Source organism: Vibrio sp. H11, assembly GCF_004804295.1.
GTDB lineage: Bacteria > Pseudomonadota > Gammaproteobacteria > Enterobacterales > Vibrionaceae > Vibrio > Vibrio ostreae.
In genome coordinates this window covers 287,368-312,998 of the sequence record NZ_SSHN01000001.1, presented here as the reverse complement: position 1 = coordinate 312,998, position 25,631 = coordinate 287,368, and the positions used below count along the sequence as shown (strand labels likewise).

17 protein-coding genes and 2 tRNA genes are annotated in these 25,631 nt (G+C 49.4%); 9 read left to right on the top strand and 10 right to left on the bottom strand.

Annotation, left to right across the window (positions count from 1 at the left end; all coding sequences use genetic code 11):
- Positions 1-93 precede the first annotated feature (93 nt).
- Complete coding sequence (rne, locus tag E6C74_RS01585) at positions 94-3,216, top strand: ribonuclease E (RefSeq protein WP_136482716.1); 3,123 nt, start codon at positions 94-96, stop codon at positions 3,214-3,216.
- Between the two features lie 145 nt (positions 3,217-3,361).
- Here rne and E6C74_RS01580 read toward each other — a convergent pair whose 3' ends face one another.
- On the bottom strand, positions 3,362-4,132 hold the full coding sequence (locus tag E6C74_RS01580; protein ID WP_136482713.1) for a DUF481 domain-containing protein: 771 nt from the start codon (positions 4,130-4,132) through the stop codon (positions 3,362-3,364).
- Between the two features lie 498 nt (positions 4,133-4,630).
- Between E6C74_RS01580 and E6C74_RS01575 the strand changes: the two genes are divergently transcribed.
- Entirely contained in the window at positions 4,631-6,190 is a 1,560-nt protein-coding gene (locus tag E6C74_RS01575) for a SulP family inorganic anion transporter (protein ID WP_136482711.1), read from the top strand.
- 102 nt (positions 6,191-6,292) lie between these two features.
- Here E6C74_RS01575 and E6C74_RS01570 read toward each other — a convergent pair whose 3' ends face one another.
- Together E6C74_RS01570 and adhE are read right to left on the bottom strand one after the other, a co-directional pair.
- On the bottom strand, positions 6,293-7,171 hold the full coding sequence (locus tag E6C74_RS01570) for a DMT family transporter (RefSeq protein ID WP_136482709.1): 879 nt from the start codon (positions 7,169-7,171) through the stop codon (positions 6,293-6,295).
- A 251-nt stretch (positions 7,172-7,422) separates the two neighbouring features.
- Positions 7,423-10,140 (bottom strand): bifunctional acetaldehyde-CoA/alcohol dehydrogenase, encoded by a 2,718-nt coding sequence (adhE, locus tag E6C74_RS01565; protein ID WP_136482707.1) that lies wholly within the window; start codon positions 10,138-10,140, stop codon positions 7,423-7,425.
- 631 nt (positions 10,141-10,771) lie between these two features.
- Between adhE and E6C74_RS01560 the strand changes: the two genes are divergently transcribed.
- Both E6C74_RS01560 and E6C74_RS01555 read left to right on the top strand, forming a co-directional pair.
- Positions 10,772-11,407, top strand: coding sequence for a YchE family NAAT transporter (locus tag E6C74_RS01560; protein ID WP_136482705.1), 636 nt, complete (start codon positions 10,772-10,774; stop codon positions 11,405-11,407).
- Between the two features lie 72 nt (positions 11,408-11,479).
- On the top strand, positions 11,480-12,376 hold the full coding sequence (locus tag E6C74_RS01555; protein ID WP_136482703.1) for an ion transporter: 897 nt from the start codon (positions 11,480-11,482) through the stop codon (positions 12,374-12,376).
- A 178-nt stretch (positions 12,377-12,554) separates the two neighbouring features.
- On the opposite strand, the gene asd is transcribed toward E6C74_RS01555, so the two are convergent.
- From asd to yejK, 3 genes are all read right to left on the bottom strand, one after another.
- Complete coding sequence (asd, locus tag E6C74_RS01550) at positions 12,555-13,667, bottom strand: aspartate-semialdehyde dehydrogenase (RefSeq protein ID WP_136482701.1); 1,113 nt, start codon at positions 13,665-13,667, stop codon at positions 12,555-12,557.
- Between the two features lie 567 nt (positions 13,668-14,234).
- Positions 14,235-15,509 (bottom strand): Hpt domain-containing protein, encoded by a 1,275-nt coding sequence (locus tag E6C74_RS01545; RefSeq protein ID WP_240798101.1) that lies wholly within the window; start codon positions 15,507-15,509, stop codon positions 14,235-14,237.
- Between the two features lie 145 nt (positions 15,510-15,654).
- Positions 15,655-16,659 carry a nucleoid-associated protein YejK gene (gene yejK / locus E6C74_RS01540; protein WP_136482698.1) on the bottom strand — a complete coding sequence of 335 codons (1,005 nt, stop codon included), beginning with the start codon at positions 16,657-16,659 and terminating at the stop codon, positions 15,655-15,657.
- A gap of 84 nt (positions 16,660-16,743) precedes the next feature.
- Here yejK and E6C74_RS01535 point away from each other — a divergent pair, with 84 nt between their 5' ends.
- The 4 genes from E6C74_RS01535 to E6C74_RS01520 all read left to right on the top strand — a co-directional run bounded on the left by E6C74_RS01535 (position 16,744) and on the right by E6C74_RS01520 (position 20,373).
- Positions 16,744-16,959, top strand: a complete 216-nt coding sequence (locus tag E6C74_RS01535) for a YejL family protein (protein ID WP_136482696.1) — start codon at positions 16,744-16,746, stop codon at positions 16,957-16,959.
- Positions 16,960-16,993: 34 nt separating this feature from the next.
- On the top strand, positions 16,994-18,802 hold the full coding sequence (locus E6C74_RS01530; protein WP_136482694.1) for a DUF3413 domain-containing protein: 1,809 nt from the start codon (positions 16,994-16,996) through the stop codon (positions 18,800-18,802).
- Between the two features lie 62 nt (positions 18,803-18,864).
- Positions 18,865-18,941, top strand: a tRNA-Pro gene (locus E6C74_RS01525).
- A 460-nt stretch (positions 18,942-19,401) separates the two neighbouring features.
- Positions 19,402-20,373: a transposase gene (locus E6C74_RS01520; RefSeq protein ID WP_136482692.1), complete on the top strand. Its 972-nt coding sequence runs from the start codon at positions 19,402-19,404 to the stop codon at positions 20,371-20,373.
- A gap of 132 nt (positions 20,374-20,505) precedes the next feature.
- Here the strand turns inward: E6C74_RS01520 and E6C74_RS01515 are convergent, their stop codons facing one another.
- Positions 20,506-21,072, bottom strand: coding sequence for a porin family protein (locus E6C74_RS01515; RefSeq protein WP_136482690.1), 567 nt, complete (start codon positions 21,070-21,072; stop codon positions 20,506-20,508).
- A 629-nt stretch (positions 21,073-21,701) separates the two neighbouring features.
- On the opposite strand from E6C74_RS01515, the gene E6C74_RS01510 reads away from it, so the two are divergent.
- Positions 21,702-21,792: transfer RNA gene (locus tag E6C74_RS01510), tRNA-Ser, on the top strand.
- Positions 21,793-21,906: 114 nt separating this feature from the next.
- Here the strand turns inward: E6C74_RS01510 and E6C74_RS01505 are convergent.
- The 3 genes from E6C74_RS01505 to E6C74_RS01495 are packed head-to-tail and all read right to left on the bottom strand — an operon-like array spanning position 21,907 to position 25,499.
- The gene (locus E6C74_RS01505) at positions 21,907-22,614 is read right to left on the bottom strand and encodes an SDR family oxidoreductase (protein ID WP_136482687.1); all 708 of its coding nucleotides are present in this window, start codon (positions 22,612-22,614) and stop codon (positions 21,907-21,909) included.
- Positions 22,614-24,158, bottom strand: coding sequence for a cryptochrome/photolyase family protein (locus tag E6C74_RS01500; protein ID WP_136482685.1), 1,545 nt, complete (start codon positions 24,156-24,158; stop codon positions 22,614-22,616). Before E6C74_RS01500 ends, E6C74_RS01505 begins: the two co-directional genes overlap by 1 nt.
- Entirely contained in the window at positions 24,159-25,499 is a 1,341-nt protein-coding gene (locus E6C74_RS01495; protein ID WP_136482683.1) for a DASH family cryptochrome, read from the bottom strand.
- Positions 25,500-25,631: the final 132 nt, after the last annotated feature.

Sequence of the window (25,631 nt, the reverse complement as noted above, 5' to 3'; positions counted from 1 at the left end):
TAATAACCAAGCCATGGGATCAGGCACCGTGAAAACGAAACAAAAGCAATAAGAACAACAATCAAAATGAAGAAAAGATAACGAGATTTTTAAATGAAAAGAATGTTAATTAACGCAACTCAAAAAGAAGAGTTGCGTGTCGCGTTGGTCGATGGCCAGCGACTGTTCGATTTGGATATCGAAAGTCCTGGACATGAATCGAAAAAAGCGAATATCTACAAAGGACGTATTACCCGCATTGAACCAAGTCTGGAAGCCGCATTCGTCGACTACGGCGCTGAAAGACACGGTTTCCTTCCTCTTAAAGAAATTGCCCGCGAATACTTCCCAGAAGGTTACAGTTACCAAGGCCGCCCAAGCATTAAAGAAGTGCTGACGGAAGGTCAGGAAGTGATCGTACAGGTAGAGAAAGAAGAACGTGGCAGTAAAGGCGCGGCTCTGACTACCTTTATCTCACTGGCTGGCAGTTACCTGGTTCTGATGCCAAATAACCCTCGTGCCGGCGGTATTTCACGTCGTATCGAAGGTGATGAACGCACTGAACTTAAGGCAGCACTAAGCACGCTGGAACTACCGCAAGGTATGGGTCTAATTGTTCGTACCGCAGGTGTTGGGAAAAGTGCGGAAGAGCTGGAGTGGGACCTGAATGTGCTTATCAACCACTGGAGCGCAATCAAACAGGCATCTGACTCTAACCCGGCCCCATTCCTGATTCACCAGGAAAGTAACGTCATCGTACGTGCCATTCGTGACTATCTGCGTCGCGATATCGGCGAAATTCTTATCGACAGCAACACCATCTATGAACGCGCTCTGGAACACATCCGGTTGGTGCGACCTGACTTCATTAACCGAGTCAAGAAATACGATGGTGAAGTGCCACTGTTCAGCCACTTCCAAATCGAGAGCCAGATCGAATCTGCTTTCCAACGTGAAGTTCGTCTTCCTTCCGGCGGTTCAATCGTTATTGACCCAACTGAAGCTCTGACCTCTATCGATATCAACTCAGCACGCGCAACCAAAGGCGGCGATATTGAAGAGACGGCTCTGAACACGAACCTGGAAGCGGCCGATGAGATTGCTCGTCAGTTGCGTCTGCGTGACCTGGGCGGTCTGGTTGTTATCGACTTTATCGACATGACACCTGTTCGCCATCAGCGTGAAGTAGAAAACCGTCTGCGTGAAGCTGTGCGCCTGGATCGTGCTCGCGTGCAGATCGGCCGTATCTCGCGCTTTGGCCTGCTGGAAATGTCGCGTCAGCGTCTGAGCCCGTCGCTGGCAGAAGCCAGCCATCACATCTGTCCGCGTTGTACCGGTACCGGTGTTGTGCGTGACAACGAATCTCTGGCGCTGTCTGTACTGCGTTTGATTGAAGAAGAAGCACTGAAAGACAACACCTCTCAGGTACTGGCGGTTGTGCCAGTCTCGATCGCTTCTTACCTGCTGAACGAAAAACGTCGTTCCGTTAACCACATTGAGCGTCACCAAGATGTGAAAATCACTGTGGTACCGAACTCTGATATGGAAACGCCGCACTTCGAAGTTATCCGTATCCGCGAAGGTGAAGAGCAGGAAATGCTGTCTTACCTGATTCCACGTAAACTGGAATCAATGAAAGAAGCAGAAGGCAAAGATCTGGGTGATGCCGATATCAAACCTAAGCGTCTGGAAGAACCAGTGCTGAAAGGTTTTGCGGCTCCGACTCAATCGGCTCCGGTACCTAAACCACAGCCGGTCGAAGCACCGCAAGCTGCGCCAGCTCCAGTGCAACAAGAAAAACCGGGCCTGATTTCCCGCTTCCTGAACGCTCTGTCAAACCTATTTGCCGCACCTCAGGCAGAAGAGCCAAAACAAGCTCAGGAAACTGAGGAAAAACCACAGCAGAAACCGCAAGGTGACCGCAACAAGTCTTCCCAACCTCGCCGTGAACGTAACGATCGCCGCCGCAATCCGCGTGATAAGAACCGACGCAAAGCGGATGACGTGAAAGATGCGAAACCACAAGAGAGCAATAAGCCTGCGGATAAAGACGCGCAAAGCAATCGTAAGCAAGAGCGTAAACCAAAACAGGAACGCACAGATCGTAACGAGCGTAACGACCGCAATGCTAATGATCAGCGTCGCAACAAACGTGACGACAGCAAACGCGATGAAGCGAAATCCAGCAAGGTGATGGAACAGGGTCGCAAACTGGCGACCGACGCTCAGCAACAAGACGTAACCGAAGCGCCTCGTCAGGAAGCGCAAGAGGAAAAAGCGGCCGTTGTCAAAGAGCGTCGTCAGCGCCGTAAACTGACCAAGCAGATCCGTATTAAGGATCAAACTGAAGCAGCCATCACTGCAGCCGCTCAACCAGAGCAGACAGCAGAAGCGAAATCAGTGAAAGATAACAATACCAAGGTTGCTGACACTGACGGGGAAAATACTGAAAAAGACGAGCAGAAACAACGCCGTAACCGCCGCTCACCACGTCATCTACGTGCCAGTGGTCAGCGTCGTCGTCGCGGTCGCGACCGCCGTCCGAACCCATTCCGTCTGCGTAAAGGTGGTGTCGCATCACCGGAAATGGCGATGGGTAAAGTGATGCCGCGTTATGATCTGCCGAAGCCGAAGAAAGCAAAAGCAGAACAACAGGCGCAAACTAATGTCACTCTGGGCGGTTTCGCTTGTCCGGAGATGGCGATGGGTAAAGTGATCATCCGTCGTGAAGCGCCGGTGGCAGAGCTGGTAACAGACAATGCAGCGGTTGAAGCAGTCGTGGTTGAAACGGCAGCGGTTGTTGAGACCCCAGTCGCTGAAAGCCCTGTGATTGAAGCACCTGCCGTTAAAGTCAGCACACCAGCTCCAGAAGCAGCGCCTACGGCAGCGGCAGAACAAATCGCTGCGGCAGTAGAGGCACCAGCAACAGAAGACGTTGAGGTTGCACAAGCGGCTGCTGAAGTGGTGACAACTGAACCAAGTGTTGAACCAGCGCCGGTTGCAGAAGTGATGGAGCCAGTGATTGAAGAAGCACCTGTGATTATCACAGCGCCGAAAGCAATCGCCGTGACGTCCGGCCGTGCATCAGCACCAATGGCCAAAGCACCAGGCAGCAGTGAGCTGAAAGAGATTGCCGTAGTGGCAGCACCACTCCGCGCTGAACGTTACCAGCCTCGCGGTGCCGGCAGTCAGGTTGCTCGCAACCAGGCCGGTGCAGCAATGACTAAGCCACAGTAACTGACTAACGTCGCTGTTAACGTACTAATACGCTGAAAAGTAAAAGCCCACCTGAGAAGGTGGGCTTTTTTATTACAATTTGTCGCTCAGAACTGGCGATGTCCCTTTCAACGAACGGCCTCACCCATGACGGGCGACGGACCGATTAGAACGCGTAGTTCAGGCTGATGGTACTGTAGATTTCATCATGATCTCTGCCAGACGCCACTTCTGTGTTGTAGATATATTCCGTATCCAGCACCAGTGCCAGTTTCTCGGCCAGTTTGTTTTTCAGGTACGCGTTGGCTGTTGTGGTTGTGTTTGAATCACCGTAGTCCATCCGTACACCACCACCAATATCAAGTGCATCACTGACTTTCAAGCTGCCATTAATAAAGCCGTTGGCAATGATTTCATCCTCTGAACGGTTAGGATGGTCTTCATCAAAAGACTGACGTTTCGAATAACGGAAACCCGGACCAGCACCAACTTCCAGTTTCGATGTTTCGGTATCAAGTAAGGTATAACCAAAACCACCTACTAACAGCGCCTGGTGACGATAAGTCGCATATTGGTCATGCTCGTACTTGGCGTTACCAAACACAAAAGAGCTTTGCGATAAGGTGTGTTTGATATCGTAGATCACACGATATTTGTTGGTCCCGTCGTCATCAGCGTCACTATCGGACTTATGTGAATAGTAGGTCGCCAGAGAGAGCTTTTGCTTACGCATCTCTTCATCATAATTAATTGTGGCACCTGAGTTGATCGACATCGAAGTACTATCCGTTTTGGAATAGATAAAGCCTAGTTTGGCATCCCCGCTGAATTGTCCCCCTTGTGTCTCTTGTGCACCTTGCTCCTGAGTCGCATAGGCAGAACAAGACAATGCACTGATTAACGCCGTCAGTGCCGTGTTTCTTGCTGACAATGGCATGGATAACCTCCAACTGAAAAATGGCAAAGCCGCCAGTATATGACACCAATCACACTACTCCGTTAATTTTCAGTCAAAACTAGACTTAACTGCCTAGAAAACAAGCAAAAGTCTGACAAACATCGCTATCGGCACACGCTGAACTGACATGCAACACGGTTTCCCCCCTCCCTTATCCTCGCAAACGTGTGTCCTGATAACTGCTCTGCCTTCACAAGGATGTGTGTCCTGATAACAGCTGCTGATAACGGCTGATACTCGATCATTCATCACAGTAATAATTTCATCCCTGCTCAGACATTCGGCCGGTTAATTGTTGAACTTAATCACACTATTCAGTACCATTCTGCGCTTAACTAGCGACACCTAAACGCTGCTACTCTTTGCTTCCCCAGTTTCGGTTGGTCCCGGATGACGTCAGTCGTCACCAGGCACTGCTAAACACAGCACGCACAAGTGTCGCCGTTCATTTAACGACAGCGAAAAAACTGAGTACTCATGTTTGAATTCCCCCAATTTTCCAAGCATTCGGTAAAAAATGACGTGCTATCCGGTCTGACGGTAGCACTGGCATTAGTTCCCGAAGCCGTCGCGTTTGCCTTTGTGGCAGGCGTAGATCCTATGGTTGGTCTGTATGCCGCCTTCATCGTTGGTCTGGTCACCTCTATTTTTGGTGGTCGTCCTGGCATGATCTCCGGTGCAACGGGTGCGATGGCAGTGGTTATGGTCAGCCTGGTTGCGACCCATGGTATTGAGTACCTGTTCGCAGCAATTATGCTGGCCGGTGTATTACAGATTTGCGCAGGCCTGTTCAAACTGGGCAAGTTTATTCGTATGGTGCCACATCCGGTCATGATTGGTTTCGTCAACGGCCTGGCTATCGTGATTTTCCTGGCTCAGCTTGGCCAGTTTAAAGCACCGGATCTGAATGGCATCCTGACCTGGCTACCGCAAGATCAGATGATGCTGATGCTGGGTCTGGTCGCCCTGACGATGGCAATCATTCACTTTTTGCCTAAGCTGACCACGGCAGTACCCTCGTCACTGGTTGCGATAGTCACTATTACTTTGCTGGTACAAGGCCTGGGGCTGGAAACACGTACTGTGGTCGACTTCTTGCGCTCAATGTCGGGTAATGATGCAGCGACCCTGGCTGGCAATCTGCCGACCTTCGCTCTGCCAACAGTTCCTATGACACTGGAAACGCTGCAAATTATCCTGCCTTATGCAGTGATTCTGGCCGCTGTCGGTCTGATCGAATCTCTGCTGACACTGACGGTTCTGGATGAAATGACCAACACACGCGGTCAGTCAAACCGCGAATGTATGGGTCAGGGTCTGGCGAACATGACCTGTTCCGTGTTCGGCGCTATGGGTGGTTGTGCCATGATTGGCCAGTCGATGATCAACGTTAACTCAGGCGGCCGTGGCCGACTGTCAGGTATCGTTGCTGCGGTCATGCTGCTGTTCTTTATTCTGTTTGCTTCATCACTGATTGAAATGATCCCGCTGGCTGCGCTGGTTGGTGTGATGTTTATGGTCGTGATTGGCACTTTCGAATGGGCCACCTTCAAACTGGCACGCCGCGTACCAAAACAAGACTTTTTTGTTATCGTACTGGTGACCGTAGTAACGGTATTTACTGACCTGGCCATTGCAGTATTAGTGGGTGTGGTTGTCTCAGCTCTGATGTTTGCCTGGGAACACGCAAAACACATTTATGCCAGCACCCAAATCAATGACGAAGGTTCAAAAATTTACCTGATCAACGGCCCGGTGTTCTTTGGCTCTGCGGCTAATTTCCTCGAGCTGTTTGATACGCAGAACGACCCGCAAGATGTGATTGTTGATTTCGCCCAGTCACGCGTTGCCGACCATTCAGCGATTGAAGCGATTGAGACTATCGCCGAGCGTTACGCCTCGGTCGGTAAAACCCTGCATCTGCGTCACCTGAGTGAAGATTGTCGTGCCCTGCTGCACAAAGCTGGCAGCCTGGTCGAGATTAACGTCAAAGAAGACCCAATCTATAAAGTGGCCACTGACTCACTGGCCGGTTAATCAACGGCTTGTGATTGAAACAGCAAAAAGCCTCTCGATTGAGAGGCTTTTTATTATCCGCAATCGGGTATCCGATCGGGCTGCCTGATTAATACAACCGGGTCAGGTCCACATCACTAATACTGCCGCCAGGGCAACTAAAATCAGTCCCAGCCCGTCTTTAATTCGCACTTTCTGTCGCAACCAGAATACAGAGATCAGCATGGTGAAAAAGATCTCCACCTGACCCAACGTTTTCACATACGGTACCGCCTCCAGCGACATCGCACTGAACCATCCGAGCGAACCGATACAGCTGCACACACTGGTCGCCACCACAATCTTGGGGCGCAGCCATAGTGCTTTGAGCGTGGCCGGATCGCTCACCAGCAGATACGCCACCAGCATCAGAGTCTGGAGCGAGATGACCGACAGCAACACCCAAGCGGCGCTATATGGAAAAGGCAACCCGAGCGCAAGACTGGCTTCACGAATCCATAATGATGTTAACGCAAAAGCACTGCCGCTGCCGAGGCCAAGTAAAACCGTCGGTACCGACAACTGACGCCAGCCGCCCTGTGTGCTCATCATGAACACTCCGACACCACCTATCACTACCCCGCTCCATCCGAGCAGACTCAGGTGAGTGCCAAAGAAAATCATCCCTAGAATAGCGGCGACCAAGGCTTCACTTTTGGCGAGTCCGGCACCCACCGCATAATTATTGAATTTAAACAATTTCACCATCAAAGCCGTAGCAATGATTTGCATCACGGAGGCTCCGACCACAAAACTGGTAAAGCTGAGATTAAAAATTGGCAGTGCTGCCTCGGGTTGGTATTGATACAGTCCGAGCAGATAGAGCGCAGCGATCGGGCTTGCCCACAGAAAACGGGCCAGGGTCACACCGGCCGTTTTCACATCGCCGGAAAGATGGCTTTGAAAGGCATTACGCCAGGATTGCATGAAAGCAGCGAGAAAAGTAAAGAAAATCCATGTCATGGGCGATGATCCGATAAAGAGCGAAAGCGCTATGCTATGCAAACTGTGGTTTATCGGCAACCTAAATCCGGCCAGATACAGTAATAACAGCGGCCAGCCACAACTCATGCCCTTAATCAGTCTGTCCCAAGGCACAGGCAAGGCCTTACCGGCTGCCAGGGCGGTGGTTTGGGGCTGACCATAAAAAAACCCGCCGGATGGCGGGTTTTCGTTTCATGGCTAGGTTTTCGTGCTAGCGAAAACTTATCTCATTACGCTTCAGCTTTGTCTTTTTTCGCTTTAGGCGCTGCGGCTGGAGCGGCGACTTTGGCAGCTTCCTGATCCGCTTTCTTCTTGATAACGGTTGTACCTTCGAAAGTTTCACCTTCAACGAACGCTTTACCGTAGTAAGAAGCTGACAGCACTTCTTTCAGCTCTGAAATCAGAGGATAACGTGGGTTCGCACCAGTACATTGGTCATCGAAAGCTTCAACCGCAAGCTCATCCAGTTTCGCCAGGAAGTCAGCTTCATTGACACCTGCAGCCTGAATCGACATTGGGATATCCAGATTCACTTTCAGCTCATCCAACCATGCCAGCAGACGTTCAATCTTCTGCGCAGTGCGGTCGCCAGCCTGGCTCAGACCCAGGTGGTCTGCCACTTCAGCGTACCGACGGCGTGCTTGTGGACGGTCGTATTGAGAGAATGCAGTCTGTTTAGTCGGGTTATCGTTCGCGTTGTAACGTACCACGTTAGAAATCAGCAGTGCGTTCGCCAGCCCGTGTGGCAGGTGGAACTCAGCGCCGATTTTGTGTGCCATTGAGTGACATACACCCAGGAATGCGTTAGCAAACGCGACACCTGCGATAGTCGCTGCGTTGTGTACTTTTTCACGGGCAATCGGGTCTTTAGAACCGTTTGCGTAGCTTGATGGCAGGTATTCTTTCAGCATTTTCAGCGCTTGCAGAGCCTGACCGTCAGAGTATTCGTTCGCCAGTACAGAAACATAGGCTTCCAGAGCGTGAGTCACCGCGTCGTAACCACCGAAGGCAGTCAGAGACTTAGGCATGTTCATCACCAGGTTAGCATCCACGATAGCCATGTTTGGAGTCAGTTCGTAGTCCGCCAGTGGGTATTTCGCACCAGTTTTGTCGTCAGTAACTACGGCAAACGGAGTCACTTCTGAACCGGTACCTGAAGTGGTAGTGATACATACCAGCTCAGCTTTCTGGCCCATTTTAGGGAACTTGTAAATACGTTTACGGATATCCATAAAACGCATTGCCAGTTCTTCGAAGTGAGTCTCTGGGTGCTCGTACATTACCCACATGATTTTCGCTGCGTCCATTGGAGAACCACCGCCGAGCGCCAGGATAACGTCTGGCTGGAAGCTGCTCATCGCTTCAGCACCTTTCTTAACCACAGACAGAGTTGGATCGGCTTCTACATCAAAGAAAGTCTGTACTTCCATACCCTGAGCTTTCAGCAGTTGTACCACATCATCAGCATAACCGTTGTTGAACAGGAAGCGGTCAGTTACCAGGAACGCACGTTTTTTACCTTCCAGGTCGCTCAATGCGATTGGAAGACTACCGCGACGGAAGTAGATTGACTTAGGTAGTTTATGCCACAACATGTTTTCAGCTCGCTTCGCTACAGTTTTCTTGTTGATCAGGTGCTTAGGACCTACGTTCTCAGAGATAGAGTTCCCCCCCCAAGAACCGCAACCCAGGGTCAGAGACGGCGCAACGTTGAAGTTGTACAGGTCACCGATACCACCGTGAGTGGTTGGGATGTTGATCAGGATACGTGCAGTTTTCAGCTTGTCACCGAAGTAACGGATACGGTCTGCGTTCACGTCTTGGTTAGTGTAAAGACCTGAAGTATGGCCGATACCACCGATTTCAACCATGGTTACTGCTTGTGCAACCGCATCTTCAAAGTCATCGGCACGGAACAGACCCAGAGTCGGAGACAATTTCTCATGCGCAAACTCGTCATCGTGAGAGACTTTACCCAGGCCTTCACCGACCAGTACTTTGGTGTCTGCAGGGACAGTCACACCCGCCATTTGCGCGATTTTCGCTGCAGGCTGACCTACGATTTTCGCGTTCAGCGCACCGTCAATCAGCAGTACTTTACGCACTTTTTCCGCTTCAGCTTTGCTCAGTACATACGCTTTGTGAGAAGCAAAACGTGCTTTCACTTCATCGTACACTGAATCAACCACGATAGCGGCCTGCTCAGAAGCACACACGACACCGTTGTCGAATGTTTTAGACATCAGGATTGATGCTACTGCACGTTTGATGTCAGCTGTTTCATCAATCACAACCGGTACGTTACCCGCACCCACACCGATCGCTGGTTTACCTGAAGAGTACGCCGCTTTCACCATGCCCGGACCACCGGTCGCAAGGATCAGAGCGATACCTTCGTGTTTCATCAGCGCGTTAGACAGTTCGACAGACGGCTCATCAATCCAGCCGATGATATCTTTTGGCGCACCAGCCGCTACGGCTGCATCCAGAACCAGTTTCGCTGCATCGTTGGTAGAGTTCTTGGCACGTGGGTGTGGCGAGAAGATGATGCCGTTACGAGTCTTCAGAGAAATCAGAGACTTAAAGATCGCAGTGGAAGTCGGATTAGTGGTTGGAACGATACCGCAGATAATGCCGACCGGTTCAGCGATAGTCATCGTGCCCAGGTTGTCATCTTCTTCCAGCACACCACAAGTCTTTTCGTCTTTGTACTTGTTGTAGATAAACTCAGACGCAAAGTGGTTCTTGATTACTTTATCCTCAACGATACCCATGCCAGATTCCGCTACCGCTTGTTGCGCCAGGGGAATACGAGCTTGGTTAGCTGCCAGCGATGCTGCACGGAAGATTTTGTCTACTTGTTCCTGAGTGTAAGTAGCAAATTCGGCTTGTGCCGCTTTCACACGTGCTACAAGAGCATCAAGTTCAGCCAAGTTAGTTACAGGCATAATGAATCTCCTAAAAATATAAAAATGTTAAAAACTCTTTATTAAGCATGTGTCTTTAAGTTTTGGCCATTTCGTCAATCATTTATCTAACGACAGGCTTAGTAAATTGCTTTCATGGCTGAGTATAATCTTTCACTGTGGGACAAATATTGACTCAGATCAGTTATGAAAAAGTAATTACCACTCTAGAGGTATTCACCCTAAGAAAAACAATCTAAGCTATTAATTTATAAATACAAATAAAACAAACACCACTCAGAAAAATATTCAGTATCCCGACAAAACAAACTCAAAGCGCCACATAACCCTGTAAAAAAGTTTCATTTTTGTACAACCACATTACATGTACCCGTGGATTAATGTGCCACTAAGCAGTATATCTTTTCAGCGATACGCCTCCACACCACTGCGTAAATTTTCGCCAAACCGTGCTCTGGTTAACATCCTCACCCTAAGTTGCACACAAAACCAACAATAACGGCACGTTTGGTTCACACTCAAATCCAATGATTAGTTTTTCTTAATCATCAGAGGCCTGCAGCGATACTTTTTTTCATTCGTGCTTTAACAGGCTTTGCACTACATTAAGCCTGCTTTTTATGTCAACCCTGTGATTTCAAGAGAATCCTTAATGCAATTTGAGTTCGCTATTTTTCTGCAGTTTTTCCTTGGCCTTGTGGCCGCCGTTAACCCGGTCGGTATCATGCCTGTGTTTGTCTCGCTGACCGGCCACATGACACCGGAAGAGAAGAACAAAACCGCAGCCACCGCTAACACAGCCGTTGCGGTCATTTTGATCATTGCATTACTCGGTGGTCAGATGTTGCTGGATATGTTCAGCATTTCCCTCGACTCTTTCCGCGTGGCAGGCGGCTTACTGCTGCTCAGCATCGCGTTTTCGATGATGAGCGGTAAACTGGGGGAAGATAAGCAGAATAAGCAGGAAAAGACCGAATACATCAGCCGTGAGCAGATAGGTGTGGTTCCTCTGGCGATGCCGCTGATGGCAGGCCCGGGCGCGATCAGTTCGACGATTGTGTATGGTTCGCGCTATCCGGCGATGATGGATACCTTAGGCATCGTCGTTACGATTATTTTGTTCTGCGTGGCATCATGGGTTCTGTTCCGCTCCGCACCTTATATCGTGCGCTTACTGGGTCAGACCGGGATCAACGTCATCACCCGTATCATGGGCCTGATTCTGGGCGCATTGGGGATTGAATTTATCGCGAACGGATTACGCAGCCTGTTTCCGGGACTGGCGTAAGCTGTTACCGGATTAGCCTAACGCCCGACATAACGTTATGATATTGCAACGAGTGACACAGGTTGCAATATCATGACGGACAATACTTTTAAACATCAGCTTTACGTCGTTATCTTCGGAACTCACACCCGCGGCGGGCGTATTTTTGACATCGCATTGATTATTGCGATCCTGACATCCATTCTGGCGCTGATACTCGACTCCATCCCCGAGGTAGCCGCCGTCTGGAAGCAGGAAATCCGAATCATCGAATACGTCTTCACAGCATTATTCACCATCGAATATCTGCTCAGACTCTATTGTTCCCCTCAGCCCAAAGCCTACGCGAAAAGTTTTTACGGCGTCATCGACCTGCTGTCTATCCTGCCGACTTATTTCAGCCTGCTGTTTCCCTCCGCCACCTTTATGGGGGCAATCCGCTTATTGCGTGTGATGCGTATTTTCCGGATTCTGAAACTGGTGCGTTATCTGCAGGACTCCAACATTCTGATGCGATCCATGTTGGGAGCAAGACGCAAAGTGCTGATCTTTTTCAGTACGGTGGCGATACTGGTGACCATTTTTGGCTCACTGGTGTATGTTATCGAAGGACCGGAAAACGGCTTTACCAGTATTCCGCAAAGTATCTACTGGGCGATAGTCACCATTACCACCGTCGGCTATGGCGATGTCGCACCACAAACTCCGCTCGGAAAAGCAGTCGCCGCTCTGACCATGCTGCTCGGTTATTCGATCCTCGCAGTGCCAACCGGCATTATTACCGCAGAGCTGAACCAGGAGATGAACTCACACCGTGAACTGGTCAAGTGTCCCAACTGCTCCCATGCAGGCCATGATCCGGATGCCATGTACTGCAAACATTGTGGCAGTGAACTGGCTGACCCGGATAAACGTGTGGTACCAGCTGAGCTAACGCCGAAAGTCAACGCAGGCTCAGTGCCAACAAACGTGCAGCCACCCGATGACTAACTGAGGTAAGCTGCGATGACCACTTCGCCCTGCCGAGGATATTGAAAGCCGTGATTAGTTTAACGCTAGGTATTGCAGGCCGTAAGAAAAGAGCGTTGAGAAAAGGTAACAATAAAAAAAGCGCCCGCAGGCGCTTTTTCCAAAGTATGCTTATTTTCTAGCCTGGGAAGAGGTGTTTTTACTTCTCAGCCAGAATGATACGCAGTGTACGACGCAGCGGTTCTGCCGCACCCCATAACAGCTGGTCACCAACGGTGAACGCGTTAAGGAAATCGTCACCCATCGACATTTTACGCAGACGGCCAACTGGCACAGACAGTGTACCGGTAACTTTGGCCGGGCTAAGTTCACGTGCCGTGATATCACGTTCGTTCGGGATAACCTTAACCCAGTCGTTGTGAGTCGCGATCATCTCTTCGATCTCGTCCAGTGGCACATTCTGTTTCAGCTTGATAGTCAGTGCCTGAGAGTGGCAACGCATTGCACCGATACGGACACAAGTGCCATCGATTGGCACCGGAGAATGCGATGAGCCCAGGATCTTGTTTGCTTCAACGCCAGCTTTCCACTCTTCTTTGCTCTGGCCATTGTCCCGTTTAACGTCGATCCAAGGGATCAGAGAGCCAGCCAGAGGTACACCAAACTGGTCTGTCGGAAAGCTTGCAGAACGCATGGTTTCCGCTACTTTCTGATCAATATCCAGAATAGAGCTTGACGGGTTAGCCAACTCAGAGCTGACGGAGTCATTGATCACGCCCATCTGGGAGATCAGCTCACGCATATTCTGTGCACCAGCACCAGACGCCGCCTGGTAAGTCATGGCACTCATCCACTCAACCAGGCCACGCTCGAACAGACCACCCAGCCCCATCAGCATCAGGCTGACAGTACAGTTACCGCCGACAAAAGTGTTAGTGCCGCCATGAATACCTTGCTGGATTTGATTCAGGTTAACCGGATCCAGAGTAATGATGGAATCTTCAGCCATACGCAGGGTAGAAGCTGCATCGATCCAGTAGCCTTTCCAGCCAGCCTGACGCAGAGCAGGATACACTTTCTCTGTGTAGCTGCCACCCTGACAGGTGATCACTGCATCCAGTTGCTTCAGACTATCAATATCAAATGCATCTTGTAGTAAACCCGCTTCTTTACCAAAGTTAGGAGCAGGGATACCGATTTGAGACGTACTGTAGAATACCGGCTCAATCAGGTTGAAATCGCCTTCTTCAACCATACGTTGCATAAGTACAGAACCAACCATACCACGCCAACCCACTAAACCTACTCTCATCGCACTAACTCTCCGTGTATTTCAATTAAAAATTCAGTCTACCATCTATAAGTGGTTCAGAAAAAAATCTCAACCCTTTCTTGGCAAAAGTTGTAACTTTTTCTTTTTCAGCCTCGCTATTTTCGCCCATTTCGCATTCAATCCACAGAAATCAGCAATTTTTTGCCACAGTTTGCACCGCCGGTTGACCCGCATGCCGGAGCTTGAATCCCCCTTATCACTTTGGCAACCTTGTTAAGCAAGGCTGTTTGTCCTGGTTGTTATCATAGGCCTCGCACCGTTGTGGAACGTCGGTCAGGCGCTTATCGACAGGATTTTTTTACGGATAAAGCCCAGAAGTCACCGTTTTAGTGCGCGACAGCGCAAATTCCGTTCACAGTGAGAAAGCCACGCGACGAGCGAACATCCTTTCACCATTAAATTGAGGATGTTAGATAGAAAAACAGCGGGCATTTTTTGTGCAAAATTTATTTAAGGCTCTAGGAAAATGAATTTAATCACAACAAAGAATCGGAAAAATCAGCATTTAAAGCAAAAAAACGTAAAATAAAGCCAATTTTGAGTGTTTTAGCCATCCACCTGCAGACTCAGCCAATGTCTGGCACTGGCCAGAGTCTGCTGCAACTGTTTAGCTAAACTCTGCAATTCCCCGCCCGACGGTGTACCGCCCTGTTTAAGCTTGAGTTCTATGTCGGTGGCAATTTCTTTCAAACCCTTGGCGCCCAGGCTACTGGCGACACCTTTCAGACTATGTACTTTCCGCTCAGCAGCTTCACGATCTGAAACCAACAATTGGCTGATCTGCTGAGCATCATGCTGGTGATCCTCGACGAACACCTCCAACAACAGATAAACCGATGCCTGATCGTTATCCAGAGCATTCAGCATCGCCGGCATATCCACTTCCGAGGACAGCACTTGCGGCTCGATCAACCCGGCATTGTCACCGGCTATTGCAGAAAAAACCGGCGCTGAGTTTTCAGCCGCCATAACCTTCGTTTGCGGCACTGGGTTGTGGCCTTGCTCATGCTTGGCTGACAAAGCATCACTTTCCGGCAGAAGTTGTTGCTCGCGTCGCAGCAGCCACACCACGAGCACTAAAGCGGTGACACTGCTTGCCATCGCCAGTATGGTTAACCACTTGAAATCCTGTTGGAGTTTTATTGCTACCAGCGTGACTTCATCATGCACCTGATGCTCCAGCAGTTTGGTGACCTGATTGTCTGATTCTGCATATTTACTTAACAATGAAGAAACGGATGTCAGAGTGCGCTGCAGTTCGTTTCTCTCCTGCTCCGGCAATTGGTAGGAATACTGCAAAATGTGGTCGAAAGTGCGATACAGTTGCGGACTTTGCTGCCCTTCGGTATACAAAGCCTGCAGTACATAAGAGCCAATCTGCCAGTAGCGCAGTTGAATATCCGGCTGAGAAACGTAACTGTCCCGCGACTGATTTAATCGCTCCACAAAGTCACTGAGTGACAATTCAATCGCGACAAAGCTCTGGGTTAATTCAATGAATCGGTCTGTCACATACAGCAACTGAGACATGTCCGGTTGCAACCAGCGCCCTTGCCAGTCGAGCTCAAGTTGACGACGTAATGAGTAAACCTGTTGAATATTCAATGCCAAATCGCTGGAACGATTGGTCCGGTAAGGCTCTCGGAAATAGAGTGTGTTGCGTAGGTGAATAACACTGTCCTGCAGTGCGGTCACACTGCGGTTACTGTTCTCCAGTGCCCGGTATTGCAGCACCACAAACAGCATCACCACGCCCCAAAGTGCCATGATGGCAAAATACCACTTACTTTTAAAAAAACCACCGCGCCTTTGCCTGACCATCTGCGAGCCTGCTGAACGATTTATTATTAAATACAAGCATATATCGAAATGGATTGACTGTCGTGCTGCAGGGCGCAAAGGTGCATAAAAAAAGAGCGCCGCAGCGCTCTTTCTGTCAATTCGTGATGTAGTTCATCTGACTCAATCAGCCATTTTTGCGTGTCAGTTGGTCACGCAAATTTGGCGGTGTTCCTTTGATGGTCAGGGTATCCGTCTCCGGATCGTAGAACACCCGCTCGCCCATCAGCAGACTGTCAAAACTGATGTTGAGACCACCACCGGCACCAACATATTTGGTCAGCTTACGCACGGTACTGCGATCACCTGGAAAGCTCTCTTCCAGCTCATAACCGTGCTCACGGGTAAAATCCAGGAAACTGCTGCCGGTCTCGCTGGCTGGCAGTTCACCGGACAGCTCCTGAATCTGCACTTCTTCACCGGATTTAATCTGGTCATTGCAGTAATCGTAGACCTGCTTTTTGTAGCTGATAGCATCGTCTTTTTCCAGCTTGGCATCGGTCACGAAGTCCTCGACTGCCTGCATCAGAACCTGGTTCTGCTGCTTAGGATCAAGGCCGATGTCGGCCTGCAGAAAATCAAGAAAGAAGTCGGCAACTTTACGACCGACGCGACCTTTAATGTAAGACAGGTAGCGGTTGGAGTCTTTATCCGTTTCATAACTCGACAGGTCAATACGTGCCGCGATATCCATCTTATTGATATCGAGATAATCGGTCGCACTGATATCGAGTCCTTCGGTCACTTTCAGGCTCTGGTTAGACGGCAAAAGAGCGATAAACAGATAGTCCGTCGCCAGTGACTGATACTCAGCCATGACCAGAATACCTTCGTCCGCAAACGGGTATTTGCTCAGCTCATCTTTGAGGCGCTGGGCACTGACCTGGGAAAAGTCGTAAAAATTACGCTCTCCCTTACGTAACTCCTGCAACCAGTGCTGAAATTCGCTGTCCGATTTAAACGAACCGAAGCCTTTGCCCGCTTTCGAATTGAAAACACGATGTAACTCAGCGACTAAGTTTTCGGTTGAGGTATCATTATCAAGAGATTGAGCGCGGTAGTTAACCATCAGCTCGTCATTATCATTTTTGCGCAACTGATGCAAAATGACATTAGAAAGGTGCAAACTCATAGTGAAATAATCGTCGTACTGGTTTCAGTTGTAAGGCATAGTAGGTTATCATAAGCCGCTTTTACTATCATCATTAGAGTCTTTATGCCTATTACATCTAAATACAGTGACGAAAAAGTTGAAACTATCCTGACTGAAATCGCTGCCGTTCTTGATAAACATGATGCATCACCAGAGCTTACCCTGATGATTGCAGGAAACGTGGCCACCAATGTCATCAATCAGAACGTAGCTAAGGCACAGAGAAAAGCGATTGCAGAAAAGTTTGCGCAAGCTTTAATGTCTTCGCTGAAAGATTAATTTCATACTTAACACCGGATAAATAGAAAAATTCATGGTAGATAGCGGAAACACATACGGCGAACGAGTATCACGTCTGGTTGGTTGGGGACACTGGTTTGCGTTCTTCAATATCATCGCAGCGATGCTGATTGGGACACGCTACATTGCCCAGTCTCCTTGGCCAGACACCTTCCTGGGTCAGTTTTATCTGACTTTTTCCTGGGTCGGTCACTTTGGCTTTCTGGTTTTCGCCCTCTACCTGTTGATCCTGTTTCCGCTGACGTTTTTGATTCCGTCGCGGACCTTGTTCCGGTTTGTCGCCGTCTGCTTTGCCACCTTTGGACTGACGGTCCTGCTGATTGATACTCAGACCTATCAGACCATCAATTTGCACCTTACCCCTGTGGTGTGGGAACTGCTGTTCGCTGACGACAGTAGTGTCAGTGCAGATCTGCAGCATCTGTTCGTGGTTTTGCCACTGATCTTCCTGCTGCAGCTCGGACTCTCCGAATGGGTGTGGCGCAAACAGCGTAAACTGTCGCATAAGCGTATCGGTCGGCCTCTGGCTGCAGTGTTCTTCGTCAGTTTCATCGCCAGCCATCTGATTTACGTATGGTCGGATGCGTACCTGTACACACCGGTTACCAGCCAGAAATCTAACTTCCCGCTTTCTTACCCGATGACGGCGAAATCCTTTATGGAAAAACACGGCCTGCTGGATCGGGAAGAGTACCTCAAGCGCCTGGAAGAGAAAAATCGTACCAATGTCGATTTAGTCAGTTACCCGCTGGAAAAAATCCGCTTTGGCCGTCGGGCGAATAATCTCAACATTTTAGTGGTCAGCGTCGACAACCTGCGCGCTGATGCCCTGAGCAAAGACCTGATGCCAAACATGTATCAGTTCGCTCAGAACAACCTCAACTTCAGTAATCATTACAGCTCCAGTAATGACGCCTTCGGCATCTTTGGTCTGTTTTACGGCCTGCCAAGCAGTTATGCCAGCAGTATCAAGGTGCAGGGTACCTCTCCGGTACTGATTGACGTGCTGGAATCTCAGGATTACCAGTTTGGCTTATTCAGTGGCGATAACTTCAGTGATGACCTGTACCAGGAAACCATTTTCCGTGGACTGCCTCTGTCGCAGGCTCCGTTCGATCCTAACCAGTCGGCAGATGAGCAAACTATTCAACGCTGGGCACAGTGGGTCAGCGAACAGAACCGCGCGCCATGGTTCAGCTATCTGGAACTGACGACAGTCGACAATTTCAGTAACTACGCGCCGAACCAGGACAGCAAAGCGTCTGCGACGGACAAACTGCGTAACAATTACCATCACTCGGTCAATGTAGCCGACCAGGAGTTGGCCCAGCTGTTCAGCCAATTGCAAAACCTGCAGTTGCTGGATGACACCGTCGTCGTCATTACCTCCAATCATGGTACTGAGTTCAACGAAACCAAAACCAACAGCTGGGGCGCTAACAGCAACTACAGTCGTTACCAACTGCAGGTACCTATGGTGATCCACTGGCCTGGCAAGATCGCCGCCAACTTCACCCATAGATCCAGCCACTTGGATGTCAGTGTGACTCTGTTACAGGATTTACTGGGCGTTTCCTCAAATCCGAATGATTTCAGCAGTGGTCGTAACCTGTTCAACGAAAGCAACCGAAAATGGATTCTGGCCGGTGATTCACGCGAATTAGCGCTGATTACCGATAAAGAAACCACAGTTATCGACAAATTCGGTAACTTCAAGTTATTCGATGATAACTATCAACGTCTGAGCGAAGAAAACCCAACTCTGCCTATTCTGATGCAAGGTTTGACTGAATTGCAGCGTTTCTACTCAAAGGACAATTAAATCAGAATCTTATGACGATAGTCAGTTGACGTTAAGGTAAAAACTGATTAGATTAATGTCATCGGACTGTAGCGCAGCTTGGTAGCGCACCGTCATGGGGTGTCGGGGGTCGGAGGTTCAAATCCTCTCAGTCCGACCATACACCTGAAAAAGAGAGCTTCGGCTCTCTTTTTCGTTTTATACCACCGCCAACTCCCCTTTCCTAGCAGGGGTCCTAGCAGGACACACACCCTAAATCCTTTCTCGTCTTCTTCTCTAATCAGCAATCTCTAGTCGGAAATCTCAAGTCGGACACTAAATCTCTAGTCGGACACTCGCGCTAAAATCCAATAATAGGACACCTTCCTTCACCCTCTAAGCAGGACACCCATCCTACGCCATATACGCCGTGATTTAATCCGCGCGACCAAATCCCAGCAAAGGACAACACTCACACTATTTAGCAATGATTTGAATACGTACTAGGGGGTATTCCATCATGCTTACGCAACATCGGATGTTACAGCCTGCCGAGATCCGCCCCGCGAATCTGCTGTTCATAGTTGTTATCGCCACGATGTCAGCCACAATCATCTCATGTTTCACCATGAGTAATATTTATGACGACAGCACGCTCTCAGTTGATATGCCCTGACATAACACCTTACTACCACTGCGTTTCGCGCTGTGTGCGGCGCTCATTTCTGTGTGGTGAAGACCCGCTTACCGGCGTATCCTATTCACATCGTCGCGAATGGGTAGAGCAGCGTCTATTGAGCCTGGCAACCATCTACTGCATTCAGATATGTGCTTACGCCGTTATGAGCAATCATTACCATCTCGTCGTTTACATCGACAAACAAAGCGCTCTCGCTTTGTCTGAGCAGCAAGTGATTGAGCGTTGGTCCATCGCTCATCATCTTCCGGCGATTATTCAACGCTTTCAGCACGGTCAAGTGACGACAAAAGCGGAAGAAACTTGTTATGAGATCATTGAAATCTGGCGTACCCGTCTCTATTCACTCAGCTGGTTTATGCGTGAACTCAATCAGCACATAGCAACTCATGCCAATAGAGAAGACCACTGTACCGGACGGTTTTGGGAGGGAAGATTTAAATCTCAGGCGCTGCTGGACGAAAAAGCCCTGTTAGCCGCAATGGCTTATGTCGATCTGAACCCAGTACGGGCAAATGCGGCACCAACACCGGAACAATCAGACTATACATCCATCAAAATCCGGCTGGAAAACTTAAAACAAGACTTGTTATCTCATCAGCCCCTGCTCGATTTCATCGATGACAACAATAGCAACAGTAGTAATAGTGGCAGAGCAGTCATTCCATTTCGCCTGACTGACTACCTGAAGTTACTGGACTGGCTGGGGAGGCAAATACGAGAGGGGAAATCAGGTCATATAGCGCACAATACACCACCGATACTGACCCGGCTCTCTTTACCACCGAAGGAGTGTATTGCGCTCTGCACAGTGCTGGAAATTCGTTCGAGACATTGGATTGGCACCAGAGATAATCTACATACAGCGAAAGTACAGTTAAATCGCCAGCGTATAACAGGGATTGTTATCTCTTAACTCAGAAAGAATAATCCAGAACATGAAGCAGTCATTGGCTTATGGCTTCGAACCATCTAATATTGAACAGCTAGAGGGCGCCGATATTAAATTTAAAAATAACACCAGCGCCCTGAAAATTATTTACCTGACTTAGAAACGATATTCTGCACCAACAGAAACCTGATTAAAGTCTGTGTTGGTATCAGCACCATTTAGAGCATCATTCGCGTCAAGATCAACGTCATACCAGGTATATTCAGCATTGACGAGGAAATTATTGGTCACTTTAAAACCGACACCTGCACCAGCGAATAACGCTTCATCATCTTCATCACCATGCACTCCGGCAATATCGTAATCCGTGGTGTACCACAACTGACCGCCTTTCGCATACAACTCCACACGTTCTGCAATTGGCGCAGTGAGTTTTAGAGCTGCTGTGTAACCATCTGTTTCAGCTTTGGCAATACCACCACCATATTTGCCAAAATCGATGTAGCTTCCCTCAACCGCTACATAACGGTTAAGTTTATAACCTGCCAACGCCTGCATGACATCATTGTCATCATCAAAATCATCTTGCCCGTCTACTTTTACATAACCGTAGTTACCACCTACATAAAAGCCACTTTCATCATCCATTACCGCAGCTTGTGACGCCGCGCTGAATGCAGTTAATGCCATGGCACTCGCTAGAATTGGAAGGTATTTATTCATCTTTTACTCCTAGTGATTTTGTCAAAATATTATTGGCGTGGTCTGTGACTAAATTTCGTTGTTCACACCAGTATGGTTCTGATTAATGATTAAAAAGTTTATTCAATCAAGATAACGCTTTAATAAGTTAGCTGAATCAGACTGGAAATTGTTATTACCAAGTTACTTTTAAGTCAGGACTTAATTCGAAAAAAGTCAATAAATTTAAATAAGCATGCCAAAAGGTATTAGTTAGATAGGAATAACATAGAAGATAAATAAAGCTTTACACAGGATAACGAACAATAAAAGTTAATATTATAAGTAACACAATGGATATATGAGAGCAGCATCTCAATTATTATTTTACTACGGTGAGTGCCCTGTGAACCAAACGGGCTATTGAGAAAAATACAATAACCTGGGTGTTCTGAGAAAGGAACAAAAATCGTCAATGTAATGATGGGTGTCCCTGTAAACGCTGTAAACGCACTGTAAACGCTCTGTAAACGCGCTTCTTTTTCGTGCCAGAGAATGAGAAAAACGCCAGGTAGAACAAGTTTTTCGGCTCAAGTGCGCATAATTTCAGCAAACGATTCAATTGGTACTTTACAAGATTTTATCGGGTCGCTAATATGCGCCTCAACAACGGAGAGATGGCTGAGTGGTTGAAAGCACCGGTCTTGAAAACCGGCGTACGTTAATAGCGTACCTAGGGTTCAAATCCCTATCTCTCCGCCACATTCGAAAAGCCGCTGATTTATCAGCGGCTTTTTTCGTTTCTGCCTGTCACTAACCATGTGTGTCCTTGTTATATTTCATTCATAGTTACGGTGTGTGTCCCATTATAAATTCTCACCAGGGGATGGTCTGGCCGTCATAAGCCAGGAACGAACCGCTTTGCTCAGGCGTGGCGTTCGTAATGATATCAGTCAGTTGCTGTGCGACATACGCCGGAGTAAACAGTTTGCCGGGCGGTACGTTAGCCTGAAACGGCGCAGAGAGCGCAGTGTCGGTGGTGCCGGGATGCAGCGCCAGCAGCGTGCCATGTTTCAGGGTACGCTGCCATTCTATCGACAAGGTTTTCACTACCATATTCAGCGCCGCTTTTGAGGCGCGATAGCTGTACCAACCGCCGAGGCGATTATCGCTGATACTGCCGACCCTGGCCGACAGCGCGGCAAATTTGGGCGCCGTACTGCGTTTTAGCAGCGGGGTAAAATACTTGGCCAGCAGCAGCATGGGTAACGTATTCACCATCATATTGTGCTGAAAAAACTCAGCGTTCAGCGCATTGATATTCTTCTCCGGCCCCTGCTGAGCACTGTGCAATAGGCCGATGCAGTTAATCAGCCAGTCGACTGAGTCCGTGGTATCACTTAATCTGCGTACCTCATCTTCGTTACTGGCATCGAGCGACTGCCAATTGACACGCGGATGTGGCCATTGTGGCCGGCGGCGACGAAAGGTAGCGGTAATTTGCGCCTCAGGAAAACGCTCAAGTGTATGCTGCAGCATGGCAAAACCAATCCCGCCGTTACCGCCGATAATCACAATATGCATTACAACTGCTCCAGGTTGGCCAGATGAGACGCAGCCGTGTCAAGAATCGTGGTGCGCTGCTGCGGATCCATGTTGTCCCAGGAGCGGAAAATCATCCCGGTTCTCGGGTTCGTGGCGAGGCGCTTAGCGTGCTTATCCATAAAGCGCCAGTACAAACTGTTGAACGGGCAAGAGCGCGCTCCGCTGCGCGCTTTATGATCATAATGACAGCTTTTACAGTAGTCGCTCATTTTATTGATATAAGATCCGCTGGCCGCATAGGGCTTAGTTCCGACAATCCCGCCATCGGCAAACAGCGCCATCCCACGCGTGTTCGGCATCTCCACCCACTCAATCGCATCGACATAAATGCCTAAGTACCATTCGTCGACCTGATTCGGGTCGATTCCGGTCAGCAGACAGAAATTGCCGGTCACCATTAAACGCTGAATATGATGAGCGTAAGCATAATCGAGTGACTGTCCTATCGCCTGCTGCATGCAGACCATTTTGGTGTCACCACTCCAGAAATAGTGCGGCAGCCGCCGCTTGGCCCCCAGTTCATTTTTATCCGGATAGGCCGGCATATTGGCCCAGTAGACGCCGCGGATGTATTCGCGCCAGCCGAGGATCTGACGGATAAAGCCTTCGACCTGAGCAATATCGACGCCACGACTGGCGCGAAACATCACCAGCGCCGCATCGATCACCTCGCGCGGATGCAGCAGCTTGGTGTTCAGCGCGAACGATAAGCGGCTGTGGTACAAACTCCATTTGGACTCATGCTGCGCCGTCATCGCATCCTGAAACTGACCAAAACGCGGCAGGCACACCTGGCAGAAATGCGCCAGCAGCGACAAACTCTGCGCCCGATTGACCGGCCAGATAAGTTTGCCATCCAGACGTCCTATCGTCGGAATATTGTGACGTTTAAGTCGTTCGCGAATATCACTAACATCCAGCCCGAACAATAAAGGTTGTGGCAGTTGTTGGATGTCCTTCGCTTTCAGTTTGTTACGATTGCTGGCGTCATAATTCCATTTGCCGCCTTCTGGTTTCCCTTCCTGCATCAGGATATTGAACCGTTTACGCATCCGGCGGTAAAAATGCTCCATCAGAATGTGTTTACCGGGCGGAAACTGTTGCTCTATTTCATCAAACGGCAGCAGGAAATGCTCGGTATCGACACAGCCTATCACGGCTCCGTCAAGCTTGAGATTGGCCAATTGCGCTAACAAGCGGTATTCATCCGGGCGCTGGTATTCAAATTTTGTCGCCCCCACTTCTCGTACATAGTGCTGAATCAACGCGGCTAAATCGGCAAACTGCGTGCTGTCATCCAGGGTCAGGTGCAATACCTGATGACCTTCGCTCTGCTTTTGACGGGCAAACTGGCTCATAGCCGCAAAAAACGCGCAGCTCTTCTGAATATGATGTTTAACGTAGGTATTCTCTTGTCTGAGCTCGGCAATCAGATAGATCACCCGCTCATCGACCTGTTCAAACCAGGAATGCTCGCTGTTGAGTTGGTCGCCCAGAATCAGACGTAACGTATCAAACTGCATTTAGGTGTCTCTCTTTAGTGGCCCAACCGGCCAGTCCACCATATCGACGGAGTCCAGCTCCGCCTGTGTGGAATCGCCATGCCAGCGGCGGATAAAATGCCCCTGCGGATCGTACATCTCAGTTTGTTTATCCAGATTAAACTGGCGTGAGCCGCGCGGATCAGCGCCGACACCTGCCAGATACTGCCAGTTGCCCCAGTTCGAGGCGACATCATAGTCCAGCAACTGGGTTTCAAAATAGGCAGCGCCGTAACGCCAGTCGATCTGAAGCTCATGGATCAGGCAACTGGCCACCAGTTGCCGACCACGGTTAGACATATAGCCAGTTTCACGCAACTGATGCATACAGGCATTGACGATAGCAAACGGCGTCGTGCCCTGCTTCCAGGCCTGAAAACGCTGCGCATAGTAGCTGGTGAGCGGGGCTTTATCCTCAATTCCGCCAAACTTAAACAGGCGCTCGACATAACGCAGAGCGTAAAAATAGAAATAATCTCGCCACAGCAGCTCGAAATAAATCCAGTAAGTTGACTCATTGGCACCATAGAGAACTTCGTAGCGCCTGAGCATCGCGTTGATAGTACGCGGTGAAACACAGCCCAGTGCCAGCCAGGGCGAAAATTTGGTGGAATAGTCCATTCCGTCCAGCCCATTGCGGGTTTGCTTGTAGTCACCTGGCCGCCGGGAGTCAAAATAACGCTGACAGTGCGCCAGTCCGGCCAGCTCTCCGCCGCTAAAGGGCGTCATGATTTCAGGCTCTGCCAACCGCTGTCCGCTGCAGCCAGAGATTTGCAGCCCATCCGGCATAGGCGGCAGAGATAACGGGCTGTCGAGTGGTAAATCCACTGCCAGAGATTCCACCTGGTTGCGAAAACGGGTAAAAGTGGCGGGCAAATCAGCCAAATCAAAGGGCAGTTGCTGTGGCTGATAAAGATGATTTATCGCATACTGCTCGACCGTTAACTGCGGGCACTGCTGTTTGAGTCGCGCGACAGCCTGCTGTTCATCACTGCCTGACACCTCACTCACGAAAAGATGCGTTACACCCAGATTTTCAACCAGAGAAACAAGCGCAGACAGAGCGGGCGCATCCAGCACATGCAGACATTGTTGTAAGTCGCCCAGCGATTGATTGAGACACTTGAGCGACTGATCGAGAAACTGACGCCGCAGCGGATTGAGCCCTGCTTCCTGACTATAATGACGCATAAAAGGCGTGACCTGCGGATAGCAATAGACACACACCAGCTCGTCCACTTGCGCAGCGGCTTTATGCAGCAGCCCGTTATCCAGCAACCTTAGATCATTAGTAAACCAGTACAGCCCCAGAGTGCGTTTCACTGTGCGCTCCTTATCCCTTACATCCGCCAGCAATGCCCTGTTTTACGGCCGTTAACTTATTGAGATCACATAAGCTTGGCGATTTTTCCTTACCCGGGCTAGATTTCAAAACACAGTGAGATAGCATCGGCC

Excerpts from the sequence above, each read along its gene's own strand:
- rne (WP_136482716.1), top strand. The coding sequence starts at position 94 with ATGAAAAGAATGTTAATTAACGCAACTCAAAAAGAAGAGTTGCGTGTC.
- E6C74_RS01580 (WP_136482713.1), bottom strand. The coding sequence starts at position 4,132 with ATGCCATTGTCAGCAAGAAACACGGCACTGACGGCGTTAATCAGTGCA.
- E6C74_RS01575 (WP_136482711.1), top strand. The coding sequence starts at position 4,631 with ATGTTTGAATTCCCCCAATTTTCCAAGCATTCGGTAAAAAATGACGTG.
- E6C74_RS01570 (WP_136482709.1), bottom strand. The coding sequence starts at position 7,171 with ATGACATGGATTTTCTTTACTTTTCTCGCTGCTTTCATGCAATCCTGG.
- adhE (WP_136482707.1), bottom strand. The coding sequence starts at position 10,140 with ATGCCTGTAACTAACTTGGCTGAACTTGATGCTCTTGTAGCACGTGTG.
- E6C74_RS01560 (WP_136482705.1), top strand. The coding sequence starts at position 10,772 with ATGCAATTTGAGTTCGCTATTTTTCTGCAGTTTTTCCTTGGCCTTGTG.
- E6C74_RS01555 (WP_136482703.1), top strand. The coding sequence starts at position 11,480 with ATGACGGACAATACTTTTAAACATCAGCTTTACGTCGTTATCTTCGGA.
- asd (WP_136482701.1), bottom strand. The coding sequence starts at position 13,667 with ATGAGAGTAGGTTTAGTGGGTTGGCGTGGTATGGTTGGTTCTGTACTT.
- E6C74_RS01545 (WP_240798101.1), bottom strand. The coding sequence starts at position 15,509 with ATGGTCAGGCAAAGGCGCGGTGGTTTTTTTAAAAGTAAGTGGTATTTT.
- yejK (WP_136482698.1), bottom strand. The coding sequence starts at position 16,659 with ATGAGTTTGCACCTTTCTAATGTCATTTTGCATCAGTTGCGCAAAAAT.
- E6C74_RS01535 (WP_136482696.1), top strand. The coding sequence starts at position 16,744 with ATGCCTATTACATCTAAATACAGTGACGAAAAAGTTGAAACTATCCTG.
- E6C74_RS01530 (WP_136482694.1), top strand. The coding sequence starts at position 16,994 with ATGGTAGATAGCGGAAACACATACGGCGAACGAGTATCACGTCTGGTT.
- E6C74_RS01520 (WP_136482692.1), top strand. The coding sequence starts at position 19,402 with ATGACGACAGCACGCTCTCAGTTGATATGCCCTGACATAACACCTTAC.
- E6C74_RS01515 (WP_136482690.1), bottom strand. The coding sequence starts at position 21,072 with ATGAATAAATACCTTCCAATTCTAGCGAGTGCCATGGCATTAACTGCA.
- E6C74_RS01505 (WP_136482687.1), bottom strand. The coding sequence starts at position 22,614 with ATGCATATTGTGATTATCGGCGGTAACGGCGGGATTGGTTTTGCCATG.
- E6C74_RS01500 (WP_136482685.1), bottom strand. The coding sequence starts at position 24,158 with ATGCAGTTTGATACGTTACGTCTGATTCTGGGCGACCAACTCAACAGC.